This is a genomic window from Fibrisoma montanum (genome assembly GCF_003583365.1).
Lineage (GTDB): Bacteria > Bacteroidota > Bacteroidia > Cytophagales > Spirosomataceae > Fibrisoma > Fibrisoma montanum.
In genome coordinates this window covers 908,550-925,470 of record NZ_QXED01000002.1, presented here as the reverse complement: position 1 = coordinate 925,470, position 16,921 = coordinate 908,550, and the positions used below count along the sequence as shown (strand labels likewise).

Sequence of the window (16,921 nt, the reverse complement as noted above, 5' to 3'; positions counted from 1 at the left end):
CCGCATGATCAGTCGGGCTATTGTACTCTTTCTTGTCTTGCTGGGTTGCCAGACCACACCCCCGTTTGTATACGATGGGCCCAGGCTCAAAGGCGTTAACCTGGTAGCGCCCCGGCAACAGCCCGGGTCTGAATCGCTGGCAGCCGTGCGCGAAATGGGTGGCGACTGGGTGGCGGTCGTACCCTATGGTTTCTGCCGGAAAAATGAACCGCATTTTTACTTCAGCGGCAACATGGGCGACCGGGGCAAGTGGCAGTGGTGGGGCGAAACGCCGGATGGTGTGGCCGAAACCATCCGGATGGCCCGGCAGCAGGAGCTGAAGGTGATGCTCAAGCCACACGTCTGGATGCAGGGTGGCTCTCACCTCGACCTGATGTTCGATCGCGAAGCCGACTGGCAGACGTTTGAAGCCGACTACCGGCAGTACGTGCTGCACTATGCTCACCTGGCCGATTCGCTGGGGGTCGACCTCTACTGCATCACGACCGAACTGGATCGGTTTGCGGTGGCCCGGCCGGCATTCTGGAGCCGGCTCATAAGCGAGGTAAAAACCATCTACAAAGGCAAACTTACCTACGCAGCCAACTGGGACCGCTACGACCAGATTCCGTTCTGGAACGAACTGGACTACGTGGGTGTGGACGCTTATTTCCCGCTTTCCGACGAGCAAACGCCATCCGTCAATACCCTGATAGCCAACTGGAAGCCGCATCTGCGTCGATTGAAAGCAATTAGCTACCGTTTACAAAAAAGCATTTTGTTTACTGAGTTTGGTTACCGAAGTTGCACGTTTTCTGCTCAACGCCCCTGGGAATCTGAAACCGACTGTACAGCCAGCGAAACGGCTCAGGCCAATGCCTACGCAGCCCTGCTGGAAACCGTCTGGTCTCAACCGTGGTTTGCGGGTGGGTTTGTCTGGAAATGGTTCATGACCGACGCCCACAAAGTCCGCGAACGCGATCAGTTCAGCCCGCAAGGTAAATCGGCCCAAGTCGTTCTCCGTAAAAACTGGCAGTAACGCACAATACCAGCCGGCCTCTCTGCGACTTTATGTATACCTATTTGCTATATCCTACTGGTACGCCAGATGAAAAACGACATCTTGCTCATCGGTCAGCGACGCAGTGTACTAAGCGCTCTGGCCGACGCCCTGGCAGAGGACAATCTACAGGCCACGTACACCACCGCCATCACGACGGTTCATCTTGATTTTAACGGCAGCGATTATGCACTAGTAGCCTTTGGCCGGGGCGTTTCCAGCCAGCAGCAGGCTACGATCCGGTCTGCGTTTACGGCCCAGAATCCGCGCATCCGGTTCGTCGAGGGGATCGCTCCCATCATCCCGCTGCTGAAAGACCAGATCCGGATTAGTCTGGCCCAGCAGCCAAACCAGGTGCCGCTGCTGAGCAAATTTGATTACACCCTCACGTATGCGCTCCGGGTACTGGTCGATGTTCGGCACAACTGCTCCGTAACGCTCACCATCTATCACCTCAATTCGTTTTTCAAGTCGAGCCGCCAGGCGCTGCTGACCCGACGACTGACGGCGGGCAAGCATATTCTTTCCGTTGATCGGAAACAACTGGGCAACTTCGGTACAAACTTTCTGGTGCTCACCATCAACGACAGCGAGCTGTATGTCCGCACCTGCAACGTTCCGCTGACGATTATGAAAAACCTGTTGACCAAACGCCACGCGGTAAAAACTACCCTGCTCCGTAGCGTTGATGCAGACAAGGCCAACTAACGGCTATCCGACCAGCTCTTTTCGGTACGCGCTCGGCGTCTGCCCCGCTACGCTCCGGAACGTCTTGTTGAAATGAGACAGGTTGTTGAATCCCACCGCGAACCCCACATCGGCCACCGTCCGCGACGAATGGAGCAGCCGACGGGCCTGATTTACCCGGTACTCATTCACGAAGTCGGTAAAGGTCATCTGCGTCATCCGTTTGAAATACCGGCAGAACGCCGGTACGGTCAGACTCACCAGATCAGCCACGGCCCGGATGTCCAGCGGCCCGGCGTAGTGCCGCTCAACGTACTGATACACCCGGTTGATGCGCTCCTGCTCCCGAATGTTCAGCTCAAACCGAACGCCGTCGGCCTGGAGTGACTGCACATCGGTGGCGGCTGCCAACCGCTGCAACACCTGCAACAACGTCATCAGGCGGTCGAACGGCGGCAGGTCCGGAAGCTGCTTCAGCAAGGGCCCCACGGCCTGTCTGGTTACCGTCCCGAACGACAAACCACTATGCGACCGCTCGAACAGCCGCCGAACACTCGCCAGTTCGGGCGTTTGCAGGAAGGTTTCCCCCATAAAATCCTCGCGCAGCTGCACCACAATCTCGTCGTGCTGTTCGTGCTTGCTGTAGCTGAAGTTCAGGTGCGGCAGGTTAGGGCCGATAAATACCAGTTCGCCGTCTTCGTACTGCGACAGATGAGTACCGATGCGTCGGCGGCCATTTCCGAACGGTATGTAAACAATTTCGTGTTCGGGATGATAATGCCAGTAAAACTTACACGTTTCGGGGGCCGTCAGGTGCACAATCTTGAATGAACTGCCGGCTTCGGGCTCAACTTTTTCAAACTGCAGGCGCATAATTCTTTGTGGTTGTACTACACCTCATTAACCAAATATACGCGCTTTTCGATCATGGAAAGCAAATGTAGCATCATTACCGGTAAATTTGGTGTCAGAGGCAGCCTGATTGCCCCTGTATATTTGCATCATGAATTCAACCATCTCAACACAGAACTTGCGGGGCAATCTCTTCGTGAGAAACCTGCTGACTTTTTTTACCCATCCACAGGCCCGGGCCGTTGGTCTGGTATTTTCGTCGGAGAGTATTTTGATGGCCAGTTGGGGGGCTCACATCCCCTACGTTAAGCAGCAACTCCATCTGTCAGACGCCCAGCTGGGCATGACGCTCTTTGCGCTCCCGGTGGGTCTGCTGATGATGAATCCGCTGACGGGCTGGCTCGTTGCCAAACTCGGCGAGGCCCGCGCCTGTCTGTGGTCGGCGGTTCTGCTTTGCCTGAGCATCCTGATTCCTATCAGCGCCACGCACCCGCTGGTGCTTTGTTTCGGCTTATTTCTGCTGGGTTTAGGAGCCGCGCTGATCAACGTAGCCATGAACACCTGCGCAACTAACATTGAACGGACCGAAGGGATTGTTATCATGTCGTCCTGCCACGGTATGTGGAGCCTGGGGGGTATGGTGAGCGCCGGGCTGGCTGGTATAGCCATTGCGCAGCACATTCCTCCGTTCGTGCACATCGCGACCGTGGCCGCGCTCGTTCTGCTGATGACGTTCCTCGTGCAGCCGATTCTGTCCGGCATTCCATCGAGTAATCTGGCTTCGGAAGGCGATAAAGCGGTCTCGTCTTTTGTGCGACCCAACCGCGACCTGATGCTGATGATTCTGATCGGCCTGGCTATTGCGCTCGGCGAGGGAGCGGCTTTCGACTGGAGCGCCGTTTACCTGCGCGAAACACTGGGAGCCAGCAGCCAGATTGCGCCCCTCGGTTTTGCCTGCTTTTCGCTGACTATGACAGCCGGCCGTTTTCTGGGCGACGCCATTATTCCAAAGATCGGCGCAAAGCGGTGGCTTCAGGTGGGGGCTACCATCGGCACGGTTGGTCTGCTGGTCGCTATTCTGATTCCGCACCCGCCCACGGCCCTGCTGGGCTTTGCGCTGCTGGGGGTGGGCTGTTCGCTCGGCGCACCGATCCTCTACAGTGCCTCGCTGCGGATTCCGGGAATTCCGCCCGCGGCCGGCCTGGCTACGTTTGCCACGTTCAGTTTTGTCGGCTTTCTGGCGGGGCCGCCCATCATCGGTTTCGTAGCCGAAGCGTTTGGGCTTGCCCTCGGCCTGGCGTTTGTGGCCGGGGTGCTGTTGATCTCCGCCCTGCTGGCGAGACTGGTAAATTTATTCTAAAAGTCTCCAAACGCAGAGAGCGCAACGTGTAACGCAGAGTTCGCAGAGGAATGTAAAAAAGTTATCTCTTTGCGCCCTTTGCGTATCCTCTGCGTCCTTTGCGTTTAAATCTCTTCCTCATGAAAGCAGTAATTTTTGACATGGATGGCGTTATTGTCGACACCAATCCGTACCACCGTGAAACCTGGCGGGCCTATTACGAACGCCACGGCAAAACCCTTACCGACGCGGATTTCGTTACGCACGTATCCGGTAAGCACAACAACGACATCGTTGCGCACCTGTTTGCCGACCGGCCACTGACTGCCGCCGACACAGCCCTGATCGGCTCCGAGAAGGAAGCTCTGTTCCGCGACGTCTACCGGCCACACATCAAACCCGTACCCGGCCTTGTCGACTTCCTCAAAGCATTGAAAGCCGCCGGCATCCGTACGGCCGTAGCGACCTCGGCTCCGGTCGAAAACCTCGATTTTGTGGTCGATGCGCTTGGCCTCCGGCCGTACTTCGATGTACTGCTGAACGAGAGTCTCGTTAGCCGTCCGAAACCCGACCCGGAAATTTATCAGAAAGCCATGGCGTTACTGAACGTAGCGCCGTCGGAGAGCATCGTGTTTGAAGATTCCTTTACGGGTATTAAGGCCGGAAAAAGCGCCGGGGCTTACGTCGTTGGGGTAGCTACCACCCAAACGCCCGACGAGCTGCGTCCGGTTGTCGACGATGTCATTGCCGATTTTACCGAGATGACCCTTACGCGGCTCCGGCAGCTCGTTAAGGTATTTTAACGGCGGTTAAACCTTTTGGGCGCGCAAAAGTCTCTACCTTTGTAGATTCCTGCACACAACGATCTGAGCATGCGCCCGCACGGTTTATACAGTCTGATCCTGCTTGCCGGGCTTTTCGGAGCTACGGGCAGCGCGTGGGCGCAGGGTGGCCGATACGTTGTCGGCACGGTAATCGACCAGACCACGAAGCAGGGCGTTGACCGGGCCACGGTCGTCAACAAACGTACCCGCCAGCGTGCCCGCACCAATACGGCCGGGCGTTTCTTCATCACGGCCAACCCCGGCGATTCGCTTATCATGACGAGCCAGGCCTACAACCGGGTAGGTATCCGCTTCGACGGCTCCGAAAACCCGCAGATTGTGGCCAGAGCGTTACCGCCGATGCCATACCGCGTAGTGGATTTGCAGGAAGTGACCGTAACGGCTAAACGCTACGAAGAAGTCAAGCGGGAGATTCAGCAGGTGCTGGATGAACCGACAGCCTCTGAGAAGGTAACGGGCGAACAGGCATTCAACCGGATTGCCGACGGAGCGGGCGTAACGCTGCTTTACGAACTGTTTGCCAAACGCCCGAAAACAGACCGGAAAGCCTACGTCATCATGCAGGAAGACCGGCGCCACAAACTGGCCCTCGAACGGTTCCGGCTGCTGGTCGATCAGGCTACCGACCTGAAAGGCGAGGATGTCGACCGCTTTTTCGACTACTGCGACCTCAGCGACGAGTTCCTGCTCCGCTCCTCCGACTACGAGCTGATCAACACGATTCAGCAACTTCGCAACCGCTACCGGAATGGCTTCAACCGTCCCAGCCGGATCACGGCCGATCCGGACGGTCGGCAGGAGTAGCAGCGCCACCCGGTTCCACCCGCACCGCATCCCCCACCCGAATGGTTCCGCCGTGGATGACCCGGGCCGTCAGTCCTCCGTGCCCCCGTACGGCATTGTAGCCGCCCGGCCCCAGGTTCTCTTCCATCCGCGAACACGGATGGCACTGGCCCGTTACCTGCAGCACTACGTCGTCGCCGATTTGGAGGTAATGGTCTTTCAAGGCGAGCAGATTGAGCCCCGACACGACCAGGTTCCGACGTAGTTCGGCCGGATCGACCTGGGTGCGCCCTACGTAAGCCGCGATGGCCGGCAGGTGTTCGGCCTGAATGAGCGTTACGTGCCTATTCCCGCTGCGGCCGCTGTAATGATCGCCGGCCAGCCCGTCATTGTCCGATACGGTAACTTCGTCGACAGCCGTAACAGCCCCGCGCCGTTCGGGCCGAATCCCGACCCATTCAATGCGACCGGCCCGCGGAAACACCTCAAATAAGTTCCTGATGTTTTGCACGGAAGAAATGGGTTCGTCAGTACGTCTGTAATAGAGCCAGCATTTTCTCATCCAGTTGCTGGCCTTTGTAGTCCTTGTAGGCTACGTCCTTGCGGCCGCTGTTGAGCACACCAAATTCGCCCCTGAAATTCCACAGAGACCAGCCCCAGCCGGCTCCTTTCCAGAGCTTGAGCTGGTCTTCCATCCAGCGCAGGGCCACATCGTGCGGAGTACGGTTGAAGCAGCCCCATTCGCCGACGTGAACCCCAACGCCCTTTTCCTGCAGTTTTCGCCAGGGTTCGATGGCGAAGGCCCGGAGTGTATCGGCGCTCCACGTTACGTTCATCCAGTTGGTTGGCCAGGAGGGCGCGGGCCATTCGCTGCTCATCGGCACCCACGAAGCCTGGTAATGGCTCACGTTCATGGGCATATACCCCCGCGTACTCTGACCCAGGTTCATACCGGTTAATCCGTAGACCGGCTGCGTACCGTACTGTAATCCATCGGCGATGATGAGCCGGTCGGGATCAACGGAACGAATGGCATCAACCAGCGCCTTGATTACCCGGACGTAGCTGGCTTCATCGATATTGGCTGGCTCGTTGATCAGATCGAAGCTCACTTCGCGGTTCGGGCGGCCTTTGTAGCGTTCGGCCAGGTGTTTCCAGTGAAAAATGGCCGCTGCCAGCGCCCGCTCGTCGGTCCAGAGGTTGAGCGGTTCGGCGGGCGGATTCACACAGTAGCCCGGGATGCGGTGCAGGTTCAGGTTGGTGTGAATCCCGTACCGCCGACCGTATTTAACCGCCCGGTCGACTTCTTTCAACACGCGCTCGTTCAGTTCGGTCCAGCGGGCCGGATCGCCGGGCGCCCAGCACTGATACGACATCGGCAGTCGAACGAAATTGAACCCCCATCGGGCGATCCACTCGAAATCGCGTTCATGATACGGCCCCTCCGGCACCGGCCCCGATGTACCGGCAACGAATTTTTCGAGCAGGTTAAAGCCCCGCCAGCGGGGCAGGTTACCGGGCTGCGGATCAGGCAACGCTGGCTTTGGTTTTAGCATGGCAGAAGCAGCCGGCAACTGACCGATTCCGGCCGCTGCGGTCATTGATGTCTGGATGAACTGACGACGACGCATAGAGACTAACCCGGATGTTAGCAGCCGGACGAATATAAACGGACTATTTTCTTAGCCGGACGTGGGCAGCCGGACAATTACCGGCCGAACTTCAGGGTGGTGCCGATCCGGAAACCTAGCCGCTGGTACTTCAGGTCCTGAAACTGCGAGATCACCTCGACCCGGAACACCGGCAACACCTGCGGAATCAGGCCATCGAGACCATAACCAATCTCGGTGTAGTTCTTCAGGGCCGGCGTTCGCAGATAATGCACGAACAGGTTTTCTTTCAGGCCCGTCAGCCGCACCAGAGTGATCTGCGTAATCAGGAATTTACGAAACTCAGCCAGTACGTGTCCCTCCAGATACCGCCGTCCGGTACTGAACTGATAATACGGGAGCATCCGGAAGGTCGAGACTACATCGCCCTGCTGAAAGAAAAACTCATTCCCGGCGAAATGGTTGAAATCAGGGAAATAGAGGCTTCTGTCGTTCAGGAACGCACCGGCGCTGAGCTGGTAGCTCAGGCGGCTGCGGATGCCGGTTTCGACGGAGTGGCTGAGCGTTGCCCGCACAAAGTCATAATCCACATCGCTGCCCGCCAGGCCCGATAGGCCTTTGCGGTAGTTCAGGGTCAGCAACGGGCTGTCGTTGTTCCGGCGGGCAAAGCGCCGGCCGTTGCGGATGTAATACTGCGTGGCACCCAGTCGCCCCGATGCCGTCAGGTTCAGCACCACGGCCTGGTGCACCGGAAAGCCCGTGTTGGACAGCTCGATGTTCGTCGGGCGGTTAGGCGTATACGACCGGCCCCTGACGTCGACACGCAGAAACGGCCGGGGGTCTTCCCTGAAGTTGAAAAGCTCGGTTCGCTCCGCGTATTCGAGGCTGCCCGACAACGTAATGCGCTGGTCGAATGGCGATACGCTGGCGGTCAGATTAACGTAGTCTTTCTGGTAGATCTTCAGAAAATTCTGCTCAAAAAAAGTGGTCGTGAGGGTGTTCAGGGCCGGACTGATCGGATTATCGGGATTGAACTGCGATACGTACCGTCCGCCCGTCAGCCCGATGCGGCTGAATCGGTGCTGGTACTGCGCCGTGCCGTAGCCCACCAGTTTGTTTGGCCCGAACTGGTAGCGCCCCGTTCCGCCGATCGTCCACTGCCGCTGCGGAATTGACCCCAAACGCCGAAGGGCCGAATCAAGCCGGGGTCGGTACCGCAGTTGCAGACCACCCTCCACGGCGTAGCCCTCGACGGTGTTGTATTCAACCTGCATCAGGGGGCTGGTGTAGACCAGAGCCGTTTTTTTGTTTAGATTCCAGGTGTAGCCGCCCAGCAGTTGCTCCGGCGAAAACTTGTTGGGCGATCGGCGTTTGGTCGTATCCCGGCGCCCGGTGCTATCGGTTTTGATCTTTCCGATTTCGCGGACAATCTTAAGGCTGTCCGATTTTTTATAGCTGATCGACTCGGCCGATGTCAGCGGTACCGACCGCAGCGAATCCCAGAACGTACCGGACCGTTTGGTGGCCAGCGAATCGATCACCAGCGAGTCGTCGCGCATTACGGCTACGTCCTCTTTCTTTTTTTTGCGCTCCTCTTTTTCCTGTTTTTCGTACTCTTTGATAAGCTGCTTCAGGTTTTTGGTCGAAAACTCCTTCTGCTTCTTCACCATCTCGTCGAACTGACGGCCTTTGATGTCGCGGTTCGACAACGTAACGGCGGGCTGGTCTTTTTTCTCATCCACAACCCGTACGTCTTCTACAAACGCCGGGTTCACCACAAATTCATTGAAGGTCTGCGTCCGGACAAACTGGCCGGTGAACTTCACCCCGAAGAACGTACCATTCACATCGAACCGCTGGTTGACCGGCACCCAGACGCTCTTGACGGGACTGTACAGAAACCGCGTGTTGACCGTGAACCCCTGTGCGCTGACCGTTTCGAGCTGGAGGCTGTGGATGGCCCAGGTATTTTCGATGATGTAGATAACCCCCCGGAACACCCCCTCGCCGTACTGCCGGGGTATGACCCGAATTTTATTGATTTCCACGCCCTGTTCGCTGTACGTACCCTCGTATTCGAACCGGTAGTACGCAAACGCTTTCGGCGACAGGGGGGATACGACGTTAGCTACCGTCGGGCTGTAGAAACTGACGTTGTAGTATTGGCTGGGCGTAGCAAAATCGCCGGTTGAGTTGCGGTTGGCCACAATGCGCTGCCGGTACGTATTTGGCTGCTGGAAAGACACTTCGGCGATCTGTTCGTTCAGGATGGGCCGTCCAACTTTAAAATTGGCTTCCTTTTCGGCTTCCTTCAGTTGCTTCTTGAACATCCACTCGGCCGTGTTGGGTAAGTCCAGCACCGTAAATGATGATTTGGTATAGACCCGCGCTTTAAACCGATCCACCTGTAGCTGGTGGAAGCGGCTTTTGGCAATGGCCCGGCGCATGATGCTGTAGGCCGGGTCTTCCTGTCCTCCTTTGGTCTGCACTTCAGCCAGCCGGATCGCCTGCTCGGCCAGCGTGACGTCCAGCGTGACAAACTCAGCACCTACCTCAACGGACCTCTGTACCGACTGAAAACCCAGAAACTGAAAAACGATCTCGTAGCGACCCGGCGCCAGCCCGATTTCGTAGCGCCCTTCAGCATTGGTTATGGTACCGTTTGACGTACCACGTACCACCACAGCTGCGTAGGGCAGGGCTTCGCCTTTCGCGCTTTTAACCGTACCGCGCAGACCGGTAGTCGGACGGGATTGCGCGAAAAGGGCTACCGAGTACAGAAACGTAAGCAGGAAAAGCAAGCCATTTTTCATAGTTAGGCGGGTTGGTCTGCAAACAAGTATAGTAAGATAACGAACAGACGGCGCATTGTACGTGACAGACGGTTGATTTCGTGCACAATCCGGCGTTGTATACCGGGTTGAAGATGCAGAGCCGGGCTGAATAGTTGCCCCGAAAGTTTGTTAAAAATTCGTAATGAACGCCCTCACCCATGGATCGACAAAAAAAGCTTGGCCCCCGGCTTTCTTTCGTTTTTCTTTGCCAGTCCAAGCGCATCCTCTCTGCAACATGCACGACGTTCAGGTACCCAATGCAATGCCCCCGGCCGGCCACTACGCCCCCGCCGTTGTCCACAACGGCCTGGTGTTCGTCTCGGGCATCTTACCCAAAAATCTCCAGACGGGCGAAACCTACAGCCAGCTTCCCATTGAGGAACAGGCCCGGGTTGTACTCCAGAACCTGGCAGCGATACTCGACGCGGCCGGTTCGTCCAAAGATAAAGTCCTGAAAACAACGGTGTACGTAGCCGATATTGACCTGTGGCAACGGGTCAACGCGGTGTATGCCAGCTTTTTCGGTGCGCACAAACCCGCCCGGTCCATCGTACCGGTTCCGAAACTGCATTTCGACGTATTGATTGAACTCGAAGCCATTGCGTACCAATAATCCGCTACGACATGACCAACGAAACCGCTTGGTACACCCTCAACAACAGCTATGACCTGGACACGCCCTCGCTGGTGGTCTACAAAGACCGGGTTGCGGACAACATCCGGAAGATGATTCAGATTGCCGGCAATCCCGACCGCCTGTTCGTTCACATTAAGACCACTAAAACGCCCGAGGTCGTGCAGATGCTGCTGGCCGCCGACATCACAAAGTTTAAATGCGCCACCATTGCCGAAGCCGAAATGGTGGCGCAGGCGGGTGGCAAGCACCTGATCATTGCCCATCAGTTGGTCGGCCCAAAAATCGAACGGCTCATCAAGCTGCGCCGTCAGTATCCGGATGTGTTTATGGCGTCACTGCTCGACGACGCAGACAACGCGAGGCAGCATAATCAGCTGTTCGCAGCCCATGGACTGGTGGCCGATGTGTTCGTGGACATTAATAACGGCATGGATCGCTCCGGCCATCGGCTCGATGCCGACCTGCTGCCTTTCTACCAGCTCCTGCAGACCTTACCCAACGTACGTTGCCACGGCCTGCACGTTTACGACGGCCACCTCCGCGACGCCAGCTTCACCGAGCGGCAACAGCGTATTGACCAGGGATTTGTGGATGTAGCCCACTTTCTGGAAACACTCGAAGCAACCGGTTTGCCCAGGCCGATGGTCATTGCTGGCGGAACCCCCACGCTCACGACCCACGCCCTGCGGGCCGATACGTATTGCAGTCCGGGGACCTGCGTGTTCTGGGACTGGGGCTACGGCGACCAGCTCACCGAGCAGCCGTTCGATTACGCGGCTCTGCTGCTGACCCGGGTTATTTCCAAACCGAAGCCGGGTATAGTAGCCATTGATCTGGGCCACAAGGGCGTGGCGGCCGAGAACCCCATCGACAAACGGGTGCGCTTTCTGAACCTGACCGGCTACGAGCTACTCAGCCAGAGCGAAGAACATGGCGTACTGACCGTAGACAATTGGCACGCGATTCAGGTAGGAGATCTGCTCTACGGCGTACCGTATCACATCTGCCCAACGGTCAACCTCTACGAGGAAGTATACGTAGCAGACCAGCACGAAGTTCGGGAAACCTGGCAGGTAACGGCCCGGAAACGGCGAATCACCGTGTGACGGACCACCGACCAGAACTTCTACGCTATCTGGCTCATCGGATCATCGTCAGACGTGCCGTCAGACGGTGGTTTGTGGCAAGATGATCCCTGCCCAGAGACGTCACGTCTGTCGATGGTCCGTCCGTCATTGTAAAAACAGAAAGCCGACGTACTGCGCAGTACGTCGGCTTCTTTGTAGGTTAGCCTTGATTAGGCCAGGCGGTTGATGCAGTTCAGATCTTCGAACGCAACCGTCAGGCGCTTCACCATGCTTTCTTCCCCTTTGCGCAACCATACGCGCGGGTCGTAATATTTCTTGTTCGGCGAATCCGGCCCTTCGGGGTTGCCGAGCTGCGCCTGCAGATACGCTTCTTTCGCCTTGTAGTAGTTCAGCACGCCTTCCCACATCGCCCACTGCATATCGGTGTCGATGTTCATCTTCACGGCACCGTACTTGATGGCTTCGCGGATTTCCTCGCGGCTCGATCCTGACCCGCCGTGGAACACGAAGTTCACCGGCAGCGGTCCCGTACCGAAATGCTGCTGGATGTAGTCCTGCGAATTCTTCAGAATGATCGGCTGAAGCTTCACGTTACCGGGCTTGTAAACGCCGTGGACGTTACCGAAAGCAGCCGCAATGGTGAAGTTCGGCGAAATCTTGCTCAGCTCTTCGTACGCATGAGCCACTTCGGCCGGCTGGGTGTACAGTTTTGAATCGTCCACGTCGGAGTTATCGACGCCGTCTTCTTCACCACCGGTTACGCCCAGTTCAATTTCCAGCGTCATGCCGATTTTGGCCATCCGCTCGAAGTACTTGCACGAAATCTCGATGTTCTCTTCCAGCGGCTCCTCCGAGAGGTCGAGCATGTGCGACGAGAACAGCGGCTTACCATACTGGTCGAAGTGGCGCTCACCGGCTTCGAGCAGACCGTCGATCCACGGCAGCAGTTTTTTAGCGCAGTGGTCGGTGTGCAGGATTACGGGCACGCCGTATAGTTCGGCCACATTATGAATATGCAGTGCGCCCGAAATCGACCCCGCAATGGCTGCCTGCTGCTTATCGTTCGGCAGACTTTTGCCGGCGTAGAAAATACCGCCACCGTTCGAGAACTGAACGATTACGGGCGAATTAACCGCTTTGGCCGTTTCCAGAACGGCGTTGACAGAGTCCGTACCAACAACGTTAACGGCCGGCAGGGCGTAGTCATTCTCATTGGCGTGACGGAAAATTTCGGTGACGCCGTCGCCGGTGACAACGCCCGGGGCAAATCGGGTGGCGATTTCGCTCATAAGTCAGAGGAAAAAAAGGTTTGATTAGTAACTCATCCCAGAAAATATTGACTGAAACTAAGCAGACAAATTTTTCTATTTCGAGCCGGTAAAGTACGTTATATTGCCGATAAAATGCTACTATAGCCTGGTGCTATGTTCCTGCAAACCGATGATTCCAAACTGGCATTCATTCCTACTGTGCGCGCTACTGCTTATAAGCTGGGGACGCTCCGGCGATGAAAAATCACCCCCGCCGGTTGCGACCACTGATTACGCTATCTATGCTCTGTTGATTAATGCTGATAGTCAATGCAATCATGAAACGGACCAGACACGCCAAAAGCGACTGGTATTAATCAACCCGACTACAAGTACACCGACAGCCGACTCACTCGATGAATTTGATGAGTTAACTACGTTCAGGCGACTGGCAACGGACTACATGCTTGATGCAGATTGGCGAACGTTCCTGGAGGGTATCAACCGGAAAAAGTTCACGGAACGTACTCTCTCCAAGGTTCCAAAACTGCAATGTCGACAAGCTGCTTTTTTGCCCCGGCGATCTGATCAACAAAACTTCGTTGACCTTCAGGCGACCTACAAAAACCTGGAAAAACTCATTTACCTCTCCCAAGTGATTTACTCGCCCGATCAATCAAAAGCCATGTGTTTCTACACTGAAATCAGTACGTCCGACGGCGGCTCGGGCAGTTGTTTCCTGCTTGAAAAGCAAAACGGAACCTGGACCATAAGAACACGAATCTCGCTTTGGCTTTCGTAAATGCCCGGTGCATTTGTCCAGGCCAGGCTCCCCTTTGGTCCATGTAGAACAACTAATCAATTACTAACGGGCCAAGCAGGAGCATGGCCTGGACAATCATCGTCGACGGCTTCTCACATTGCAGGTTGACCAGTAGGGTAATTTCCGGTTACTTTGCCGCCATACAAACCCTTATGATACCGTGACGACCAAATTCTTCTGCCCGATGTGGGGCATGGAAAGCCACTCCTACCCTGAAGCTGCCAAACGAGTCAAAGCCGCCGGTTACGACGGCATGGAAATTGCCGCCGGCCGCGACAAACGCCAGGAAGCCGTCAACGTGATGCGCGACAACGGGCTCAGCGTTATTCTGATGGCTTTCGGAAGCGGCAAAACCTTTGCGGAACATAAACAAACCTTTCGCGACGACCTGCTCCACATCGCATCGTTTAAGCCGTTGTTTATCAATTCGCATACCGGCCGCGACTACTTTACCTTCGAGCAGAACGGCGAACTGATCCAGGTGGCGCTGGAGGTTCAGAAACAGACCGGCGTCCGGATTTTGCACGAAACCCACCGGGGTCGGTTTACCTACAGCGCCCCGGGCATTCAGCATTACCTGCTCAAATTCCCGGATTTACGACTTACAGCCGACTACTCGCACTGGGTCAACGTTGCGGAATCGTACCTCGACGACCAGGCCGATAACGTTACCCGCGCTATCGACCGCAGCGACCACATCCACTGCCGCGTCGGGCATCCGGAAGGTCCGCAGGTCAACGACCCCCGCGCTCCCGAGTGGAAAAACGCCCTTGAAACCCACGCCCGCTGGTGGGACCAGATCCGCGACCGGCAGCAAAAAGCCGGGGCCGCTGCGGTAACCGTTACGTGCGAATTTGGTCCGGCAGGGTATTTGCCCACCCTACCGTATACCCAGCAGCCCGTTACGAGTCAGTGGGATGTAAACGTATTTATGAAAGATTTTCTAAAGAAACGGTGGGCGTAGGGCAAGGAGCAGGGGGCTTGGGGCGAAGCGTAGGGTTTACACACGTCTATCACCTTTACCCCCTGCTCCGCGCCCCTTGCCCCCTGCCCACCGCCCTTTTCCCTCACCCTACGGTTTTTTTATTATTTTTGACTAATGATAACAGGTTGTCGTCATATTGGCTGGTTGTTGGTGCTGTGGCTGGGGGTCGTCAATCCGGTTCAGGCGCAACTGGCTCATTCCCTCCGGCTGGAACTGGCCTCCGATCCGAACGAAGAAGAAGCCTTCGACGTAACGCCCCTGGCCGAACGAGGGGTGCTGGTTACGATCCGTACGGGTGCCTTCTACGACAATACTCCGGCGCATTTCCGCTTTCAGAAATACGACACGAACCTCAAGCCCGTCTGGCAAACGGAGTTTAAGCAGGACAGCCGGTATCGCCCTATCCAGTCGTTCCACAACGACCAATACCAGTATCATCTGTTTCGGGAGCCGGATTCAGATCATTTTCAATTCATGCGGCTGAACCTCGACGACGGTACGACCGAAACCTTCGAAGGCAATCTGATCGAACCCTTTGACATTCGGCATTTCAGAGTCCTGGGCAATCAGGCTTACGTCGGCGGCTACCACCACAACCGCCCGCTGGTCATGTCGTTCTCGTTCTTCGACCGCTCAACGAAAGTGCTGCCCAGCCTGTACGTCAACCACATGGAGATCAACAGCCTGGAGGTCGACGAGAGCCGGCATGAAGTGCACGTACTGGTTCATACACTCCGGCGCGGGTGCCAGTTCTCGGTCCGGACCTTCTCCTACGACGGCAAGCTGTTGCGGACGCTGAAGTTTGACGACGCTAAAAACAGCCTGATCTCGGGTAAGTTACTACCGGTCGACGAGCACGAATCCCTGCTGGTCGGCAATTATTCTACCGACTGCACCCCCTATTCCCAGGGTATCTACGTTACCCGCATCCGCCACAACGATCCCGGTCGCACCGACGTATCGGAGTCGGCGGGAGAGGACATCCAGTACATCGAGTTTTCGCAGTTGAAAAACTTCTTCAATTACCTCAAACCCCGGCGGCAGCAGAAAATGCTGGCGCGGGTGCTCAAGAAAAAAGAAGAAGGCAAAGATTTTAAATTTCGCTACCGGCTGCTCGTTCACGACCTGAAACCGACCCCCGAGGGGTTGACACTCGTGGCCGAGGTGTACTACCCACAATACAGCGGTGCCAGCCTGAACGGCGGGGTCTTGCGACCGAACAGCCGGTACGTTGAAGGGTTTCGATACACCCACGCCTTTATCTGCGGCTTCGACAAGCGCGGTAAACTGCTGTGGGACAACTGCCTGCCCATCAAGGAACTGACAAGCCCCGACCTGGCCGAAATGGTGCAGGTATCGCTGCAGGGCGATCACATGGTACTGGCTTACCCCAACGAAGGCGAAATCAATACGGAAGTCATCCAGGGCAGCAAGGTGCTGAAGGAGGTCGAGAACTACAAGCTGCAAACCAACTCCGAACAGGAAAAAGTAACGTTTTCGGCCCAGGACAACCTCTCGGCCTGGTACGACCGGCATTTTCTGGCGTGCGGCTTTCAGAAGATCGCGGCCGAACGAAACCTCACCAGTCAGCGCGAAGTGTTTTACATCAACAAGCTGACCTACAACCCGCAGTCGGCACCCGCCAACTCAGGCGAATCGGCTAACCAAAAAACTTCCGGATCAGGACAATGAGCAGGTTCAAGACGATGCTCACGACGATGCAGGTTACGATAGGGAAATAAAATCCTCCGCCGTTTTTGCCGACAATCCGGATGTCGCCCGGCAAGCGGCCCAGCCAGTTTAACTTGTCTCCGAAGACGTACACCACCACCCCGACAAGCAGAATAGCGGCCCCAATCAGGATGATAACTTTGCCGACAGTTGGCGTCATGTGTATCTACTACTACGTACGGCTTGATAACGTAGTGCCGAGAAGGATTGTTCTCCGCCGATCAACCCGACCGATGCACTACGGCGGCTGTGATTACACGGCAGGGCTGAATTAAAAAGCCCGGTGCCTTGGCGCGATACCGGACGCTCCGGATTACGGCAGGCTGGCCGGCCTGATAAAGCCAGCCGGGGTTGGTAGATTAACTTATGCTGTTTTTATAGTATATCATCTATCTATAGTAATGGCTTTACGGCAAAA

Annotated in this window: 16 protein-coding genes; 10 read left to right on the top strand and 6 right to left on the bottom strand. The window is 56.3% G+C overall.

What is annotated here, in order from left to right; translation table 11 throughout:
- Window positions 1-4 precede the first annotated feature (4 nt).
- Both DYU11_RS09535 and DYU11_RS09530 read left to right on the top strand, forming a co-directional pair.
- Entirely contained in the window at window positions 5-1,018 is a 1,014-nt protein-coding gene (locus tag DYU11_RS09535; RefSeq protein ID WP_119667409.1) for a glycoside hydrolase family 113, read from the top strand.
- A gap of 69 nt (window positions 1,019-1,087) precedes the next feature.
- Window positions 1,088-1,747 carry a hypothetical protein gene (locus tag DYU11_RS09530; RefSeq protein WP_119667408.1) on the top strand — a complete coding sequence of 220 codons (660 nt, stop codon included), beginning with the start codon at window positions 1,088-1,090 and terminating at the stop codon, window positions 1,745-1,747.
- Window positions 1,748-1,750: 3 nt separating this feature from the next.
- On the opposite strand, the gene DYU11_RS09525 is transcribed toward DYU11_RS09530, so the two are convergent.
- Window positions 1,751-2,599, bottom strand: coding sequence for an AraC family transcriptional regulator (locus DYU11_RS09525; protein ID WP_119667407.1), 849 nt, complete (start codon window positions 2,597-2,599; stop codon window positions 1,751-1,753).
- 130 nt (window positions 2,600-2,729) lie between these two features.
- Between DYU11_RS09525 and DYU11_RS09520 the strand changes: the two genes are divergently transcribed.
- The 3 genes from DYU11_RS09520 to DYU11_RS09510 all read left to right on the top strand — a co-directional run bounded on the left by DYU11_RS09520 (window position 2,730) and on the right by DYU11_RS09510 (window position 5,566).
- Window positions 2,730-3,938, top strand: coding sequence for an MFS transporter (locus DYU11_RS09520; RefSeq protein ID WP_119667406.1), 1,209 nt, complete (start codon window positions 2,730-2,732; stop codon window positions 3,936-3,938).
- 119 nt (window positions 3,939-4,057) lie between these two features.
- Window positions 4,058-4,720, top strand: coding sequence for an HAD family hydrolase (locus tag DYU11_RS09515; protein ID WP_119667405.1), 663 nt, complete (start codon window positions 4,058-4,060; stop codon window positions 4,718-4,720).
- A 69-nt stretch (window positions 4,721-4,789) separates the two neighbouring features.
- Window positions 4,790-5,566, top strand: a complete 777-nt coding sequence (locus DYU11_RS09510) for a peptidase associated/transthyretin-like domain-containing protein (protein ID WP_119667404.1) — start codon at window positions 4,790-4,792, stop codon at window positions 5,564-5,566.
- On the opposite strand, the gene DYU11_RS09505 is transcribed toward DYU11_RS09510, so the two are convergent.
- From DYU11_RS09505 to DYU11_RS09495, 3 genes are all read right to left on the bottom strand, one after another.
- Entirely contained in the window at window positions 5,535-6,056 is a 522-nt protein-coding gene (locus DYU11_RS09505; RefSeq protein WP_119667403.1) for an MOSC domain-containing protein, read from the bottom strand. The genes DYU11_RS09510 and DYU11_RS09505 overlap by 32 nt on opposite strands.
- 16 nt (window positions 6,057-6,072) lie before the next feature.
- The gene (locus DYU11_RS09500) at window positions 6,073-7,176 is read right to left on the bottom strand and encodes a glycoside hydrolase family 5 protein (protein ID WP_229365744.1); all 1,104 of its coding nucleotides are present in this window, start codon (window positions 7,174-7,176) and stop codon (window positions 6,073-6,075) included.
- A gap of 77 nt (window positions 7,177-7,253) precedes the next feature.
- On the bottom strand, window positions 7,254-9,968 hold the full coding sequence (locus tag DYU11_RS09495) for a DUF5686 and carboxypeptidase regulatory-like domain-containing protein (protein ID WP_119667402.1): 2,715 nt from the start codon (window positions 9,966-9,968) through the stop codon (window positions 7,254-7,256).
- 256 nt (window positions 9,969-10,224) lie between these two features.
- On the opposite strand from DYU11_RS09495, the gene DYU11_RS09490 reads away from it, so the two are divergent.
- Together DYU11_RS09490 and DYU11_RS09485 are read left to right on the top strand one after the other, a co-directional pair.
- Window positions 10,225-10,602 carry a RidA family protein gene (locus DYU11_RS09490; RefSeq protein ID WP_119667401.1) on the top strand — a complete coding sequence of 126 codons (378 nt, stop codon included), beginning with the start codon at window positions 10,225-10,227 and terminating at the stop codon, window positions 10,600-10,602.
- 11 nt (window positions 10,603-10,613) lie between these two features.
- Entirely contained in the window at window positions 10,614-11,732 is a 1,119-nt protein-coding gene (locus DYU11_RS09485) for a D-TA family PLP-dependent enzyme (protein WP_119667400.1), read from the top strand.
- Window positions 11,733-11,923: 191 nt separating this feature from the next.
- Here DYU11_RS09485 and fbaA read toward each other — a convergent pair whose 3' ends face one another.
- Window positions 11,924-13,003 (bottom strand): class II fructose-bisphosphate aldolase, encoded by a 1,080-nt coding sequence (gene fbaA, locus DYU11_RS09480; protein ID WP_119667399.1) that lies wholly within the window; start codon window positions 13,001-13,003, stop codon window positions 11,924-11,926.
- Between the two features lie 151 nt (window positions 13,004-13,154).
- Here fbaA and DYU11_RS09475 point away from each other — a divergent pair, with 151 nt between their 5' ends.
- The 3 genes from DYU11_RS09475 to DYU11_RS09465 all read left to right on the top strand — a co-directional run bounded on the left by DYU11_RS09475 (window position 13,155) and on the right by DYU11_RS09465 (window position 16,464).
- Window positions 13,155-13,766 (top strand): hypothetical protein, encoded by a 612-nt coding sequence (locus DYU11_RS09475; RefSeq protein WP_119667398.1) that lies wholly within the window; start codon window positions 13,155-13,157, stop codon window positions 13,764-13,766.
- 181 nt (window positions 13,767-13,947) lie between these two features.
- Window positions 13,948-14,751 (top strand): sugar phosphate isomerase/epimerase family protein, encoded by an 804-nt coding sequence (locus DYU11_RS09470; RefSeq protein WP_229365743.1) that lies wholly within the window; start codon window positions 13,948-13,950, stop codon window positions 14,749-14,751.
- Window positions 14,752-14,886: 135 nt separating this feature from the next.
- Complete coding sequence (locus tag DYU11_RS09465; protein WP_119667396.1) at window positions 14,887-16,464, top strand: hypothetical protein; 1,578 nt, start codon at window positions 14,887-14,889, stop codon at window positions 16,462-16,464.
- Here DYU11_RS09465 and DYU11_RS09460 read toward each other — a convergent pair.
- On the bottom strand, window positions 16,433-16,663 hold the full coding sequence (locus DYU11_RS09460) for a DUF2905 domain-containing protein (protein ID WP_119667395.1): 231 nt from the start codon (window positions 16,661-16,663) through the stop codon (window positions 16,433-16,435). The genes DYU11_RS09465 and DYU11_RS09460 overlap by 32 nt on opposite strands.
- Window positions 16,664-16,921: the final 258 nt, after the last annotated feature.

Coding starts and splice junctions, on each gene's coding strand:
- DYU11_RS09535 (WP_119667409.1), top strand. CDS start 5: ATGATCAGTCGGGCTATTGTACTCTTTCTTGTCTTGCTGGGTTGCCAG.
- fbaA (WP_119667399.1), bottom strand. CDS start 13,003: ATGAGCGAAATCGCCACCCGATTTGCCCCGGGCGTTGTCACCGGCGAC.
- DYU11_RS09465 (WP_119667396.1), top strand. CDS start 14,887: ATGATAACAGGTTGTCGTCATATTGGCTGGTTGTTGGTGCTGTGGCTG.
- DYU11_RS09490 (WP_119667401.1), top strand. CDS start 10,225: ATGCACGACGTTCAGGTACCCAATGCAATGCCCCCGGCCGGCCACTAC.
- DYU11_RS09510 (WP_119667404.1), top strand. CDS start 4,790: ATGCGCCCGCACGGTTTATACAGTCTGATCCTGCTTGCCGGGCTTTTC.
- DYU11_RS09495 (WP_119667402.1), bottom strand. CDS start 9,968: ATGAAAAATGGCTTGCTTTTCCTGCTTACGTTTCTGTACTCGGTAGCC.
- DYU11_RS09500 (WP_229365744.1), bottom strand. CDS start 7,176: ATGCGTCGTCGTCAGTTCATCCAGACATCAATGACCGCAGCGGCCGGA.
- DYU11_RS09530 (WP_119667408.1), top strand. CDS start 1,088: ATGAAAAACGACATCTTGCTCATCGGTCAGCGACGCAGTGTACTAAGC.
- DYU11_RS09525 (WP_119667407.1), bottom strand. CDS start 2,599: ATGCGCCTGCAGTTTGAAAAAGTTGAGCCCGAAGCCGGCAGTTCATTC.
- DYU11_RS09520 (WP_119667406.1), top strand. CDS start 2,730: ATGAATTCAACCATCTCAACACAGAACTTGCGGGGCAATCTCTTCGTG.
- DYU11_RS09460 (WP_119667395.1), bottom strand. CDS start 16,663: ATGACGCCAACTGTCGGCAAAGTTATCATCCTGATTGGGGCCGCTATT.
- DYU11_RS09475 (WP_119667398.1), top strand. CDS start 13,155: ATGATTCCAAACTGGCATTCATTCCTACTGTGCGCGCTACTGCTTATA.
- DYU11_RS09515 (WP_119667405.1), top strand. CDS start 4,058: ATGAAAGCAGTAATTTTTGACATGGATGGCGTTATTGTCGACACCAAT.
- DYU11_RS09485 (WP_119667400.1), top strand. CDS start 10,614: ATGACCAACGAAACCGCTTGGTACACCCTCAACAACAGCTATGACCTG.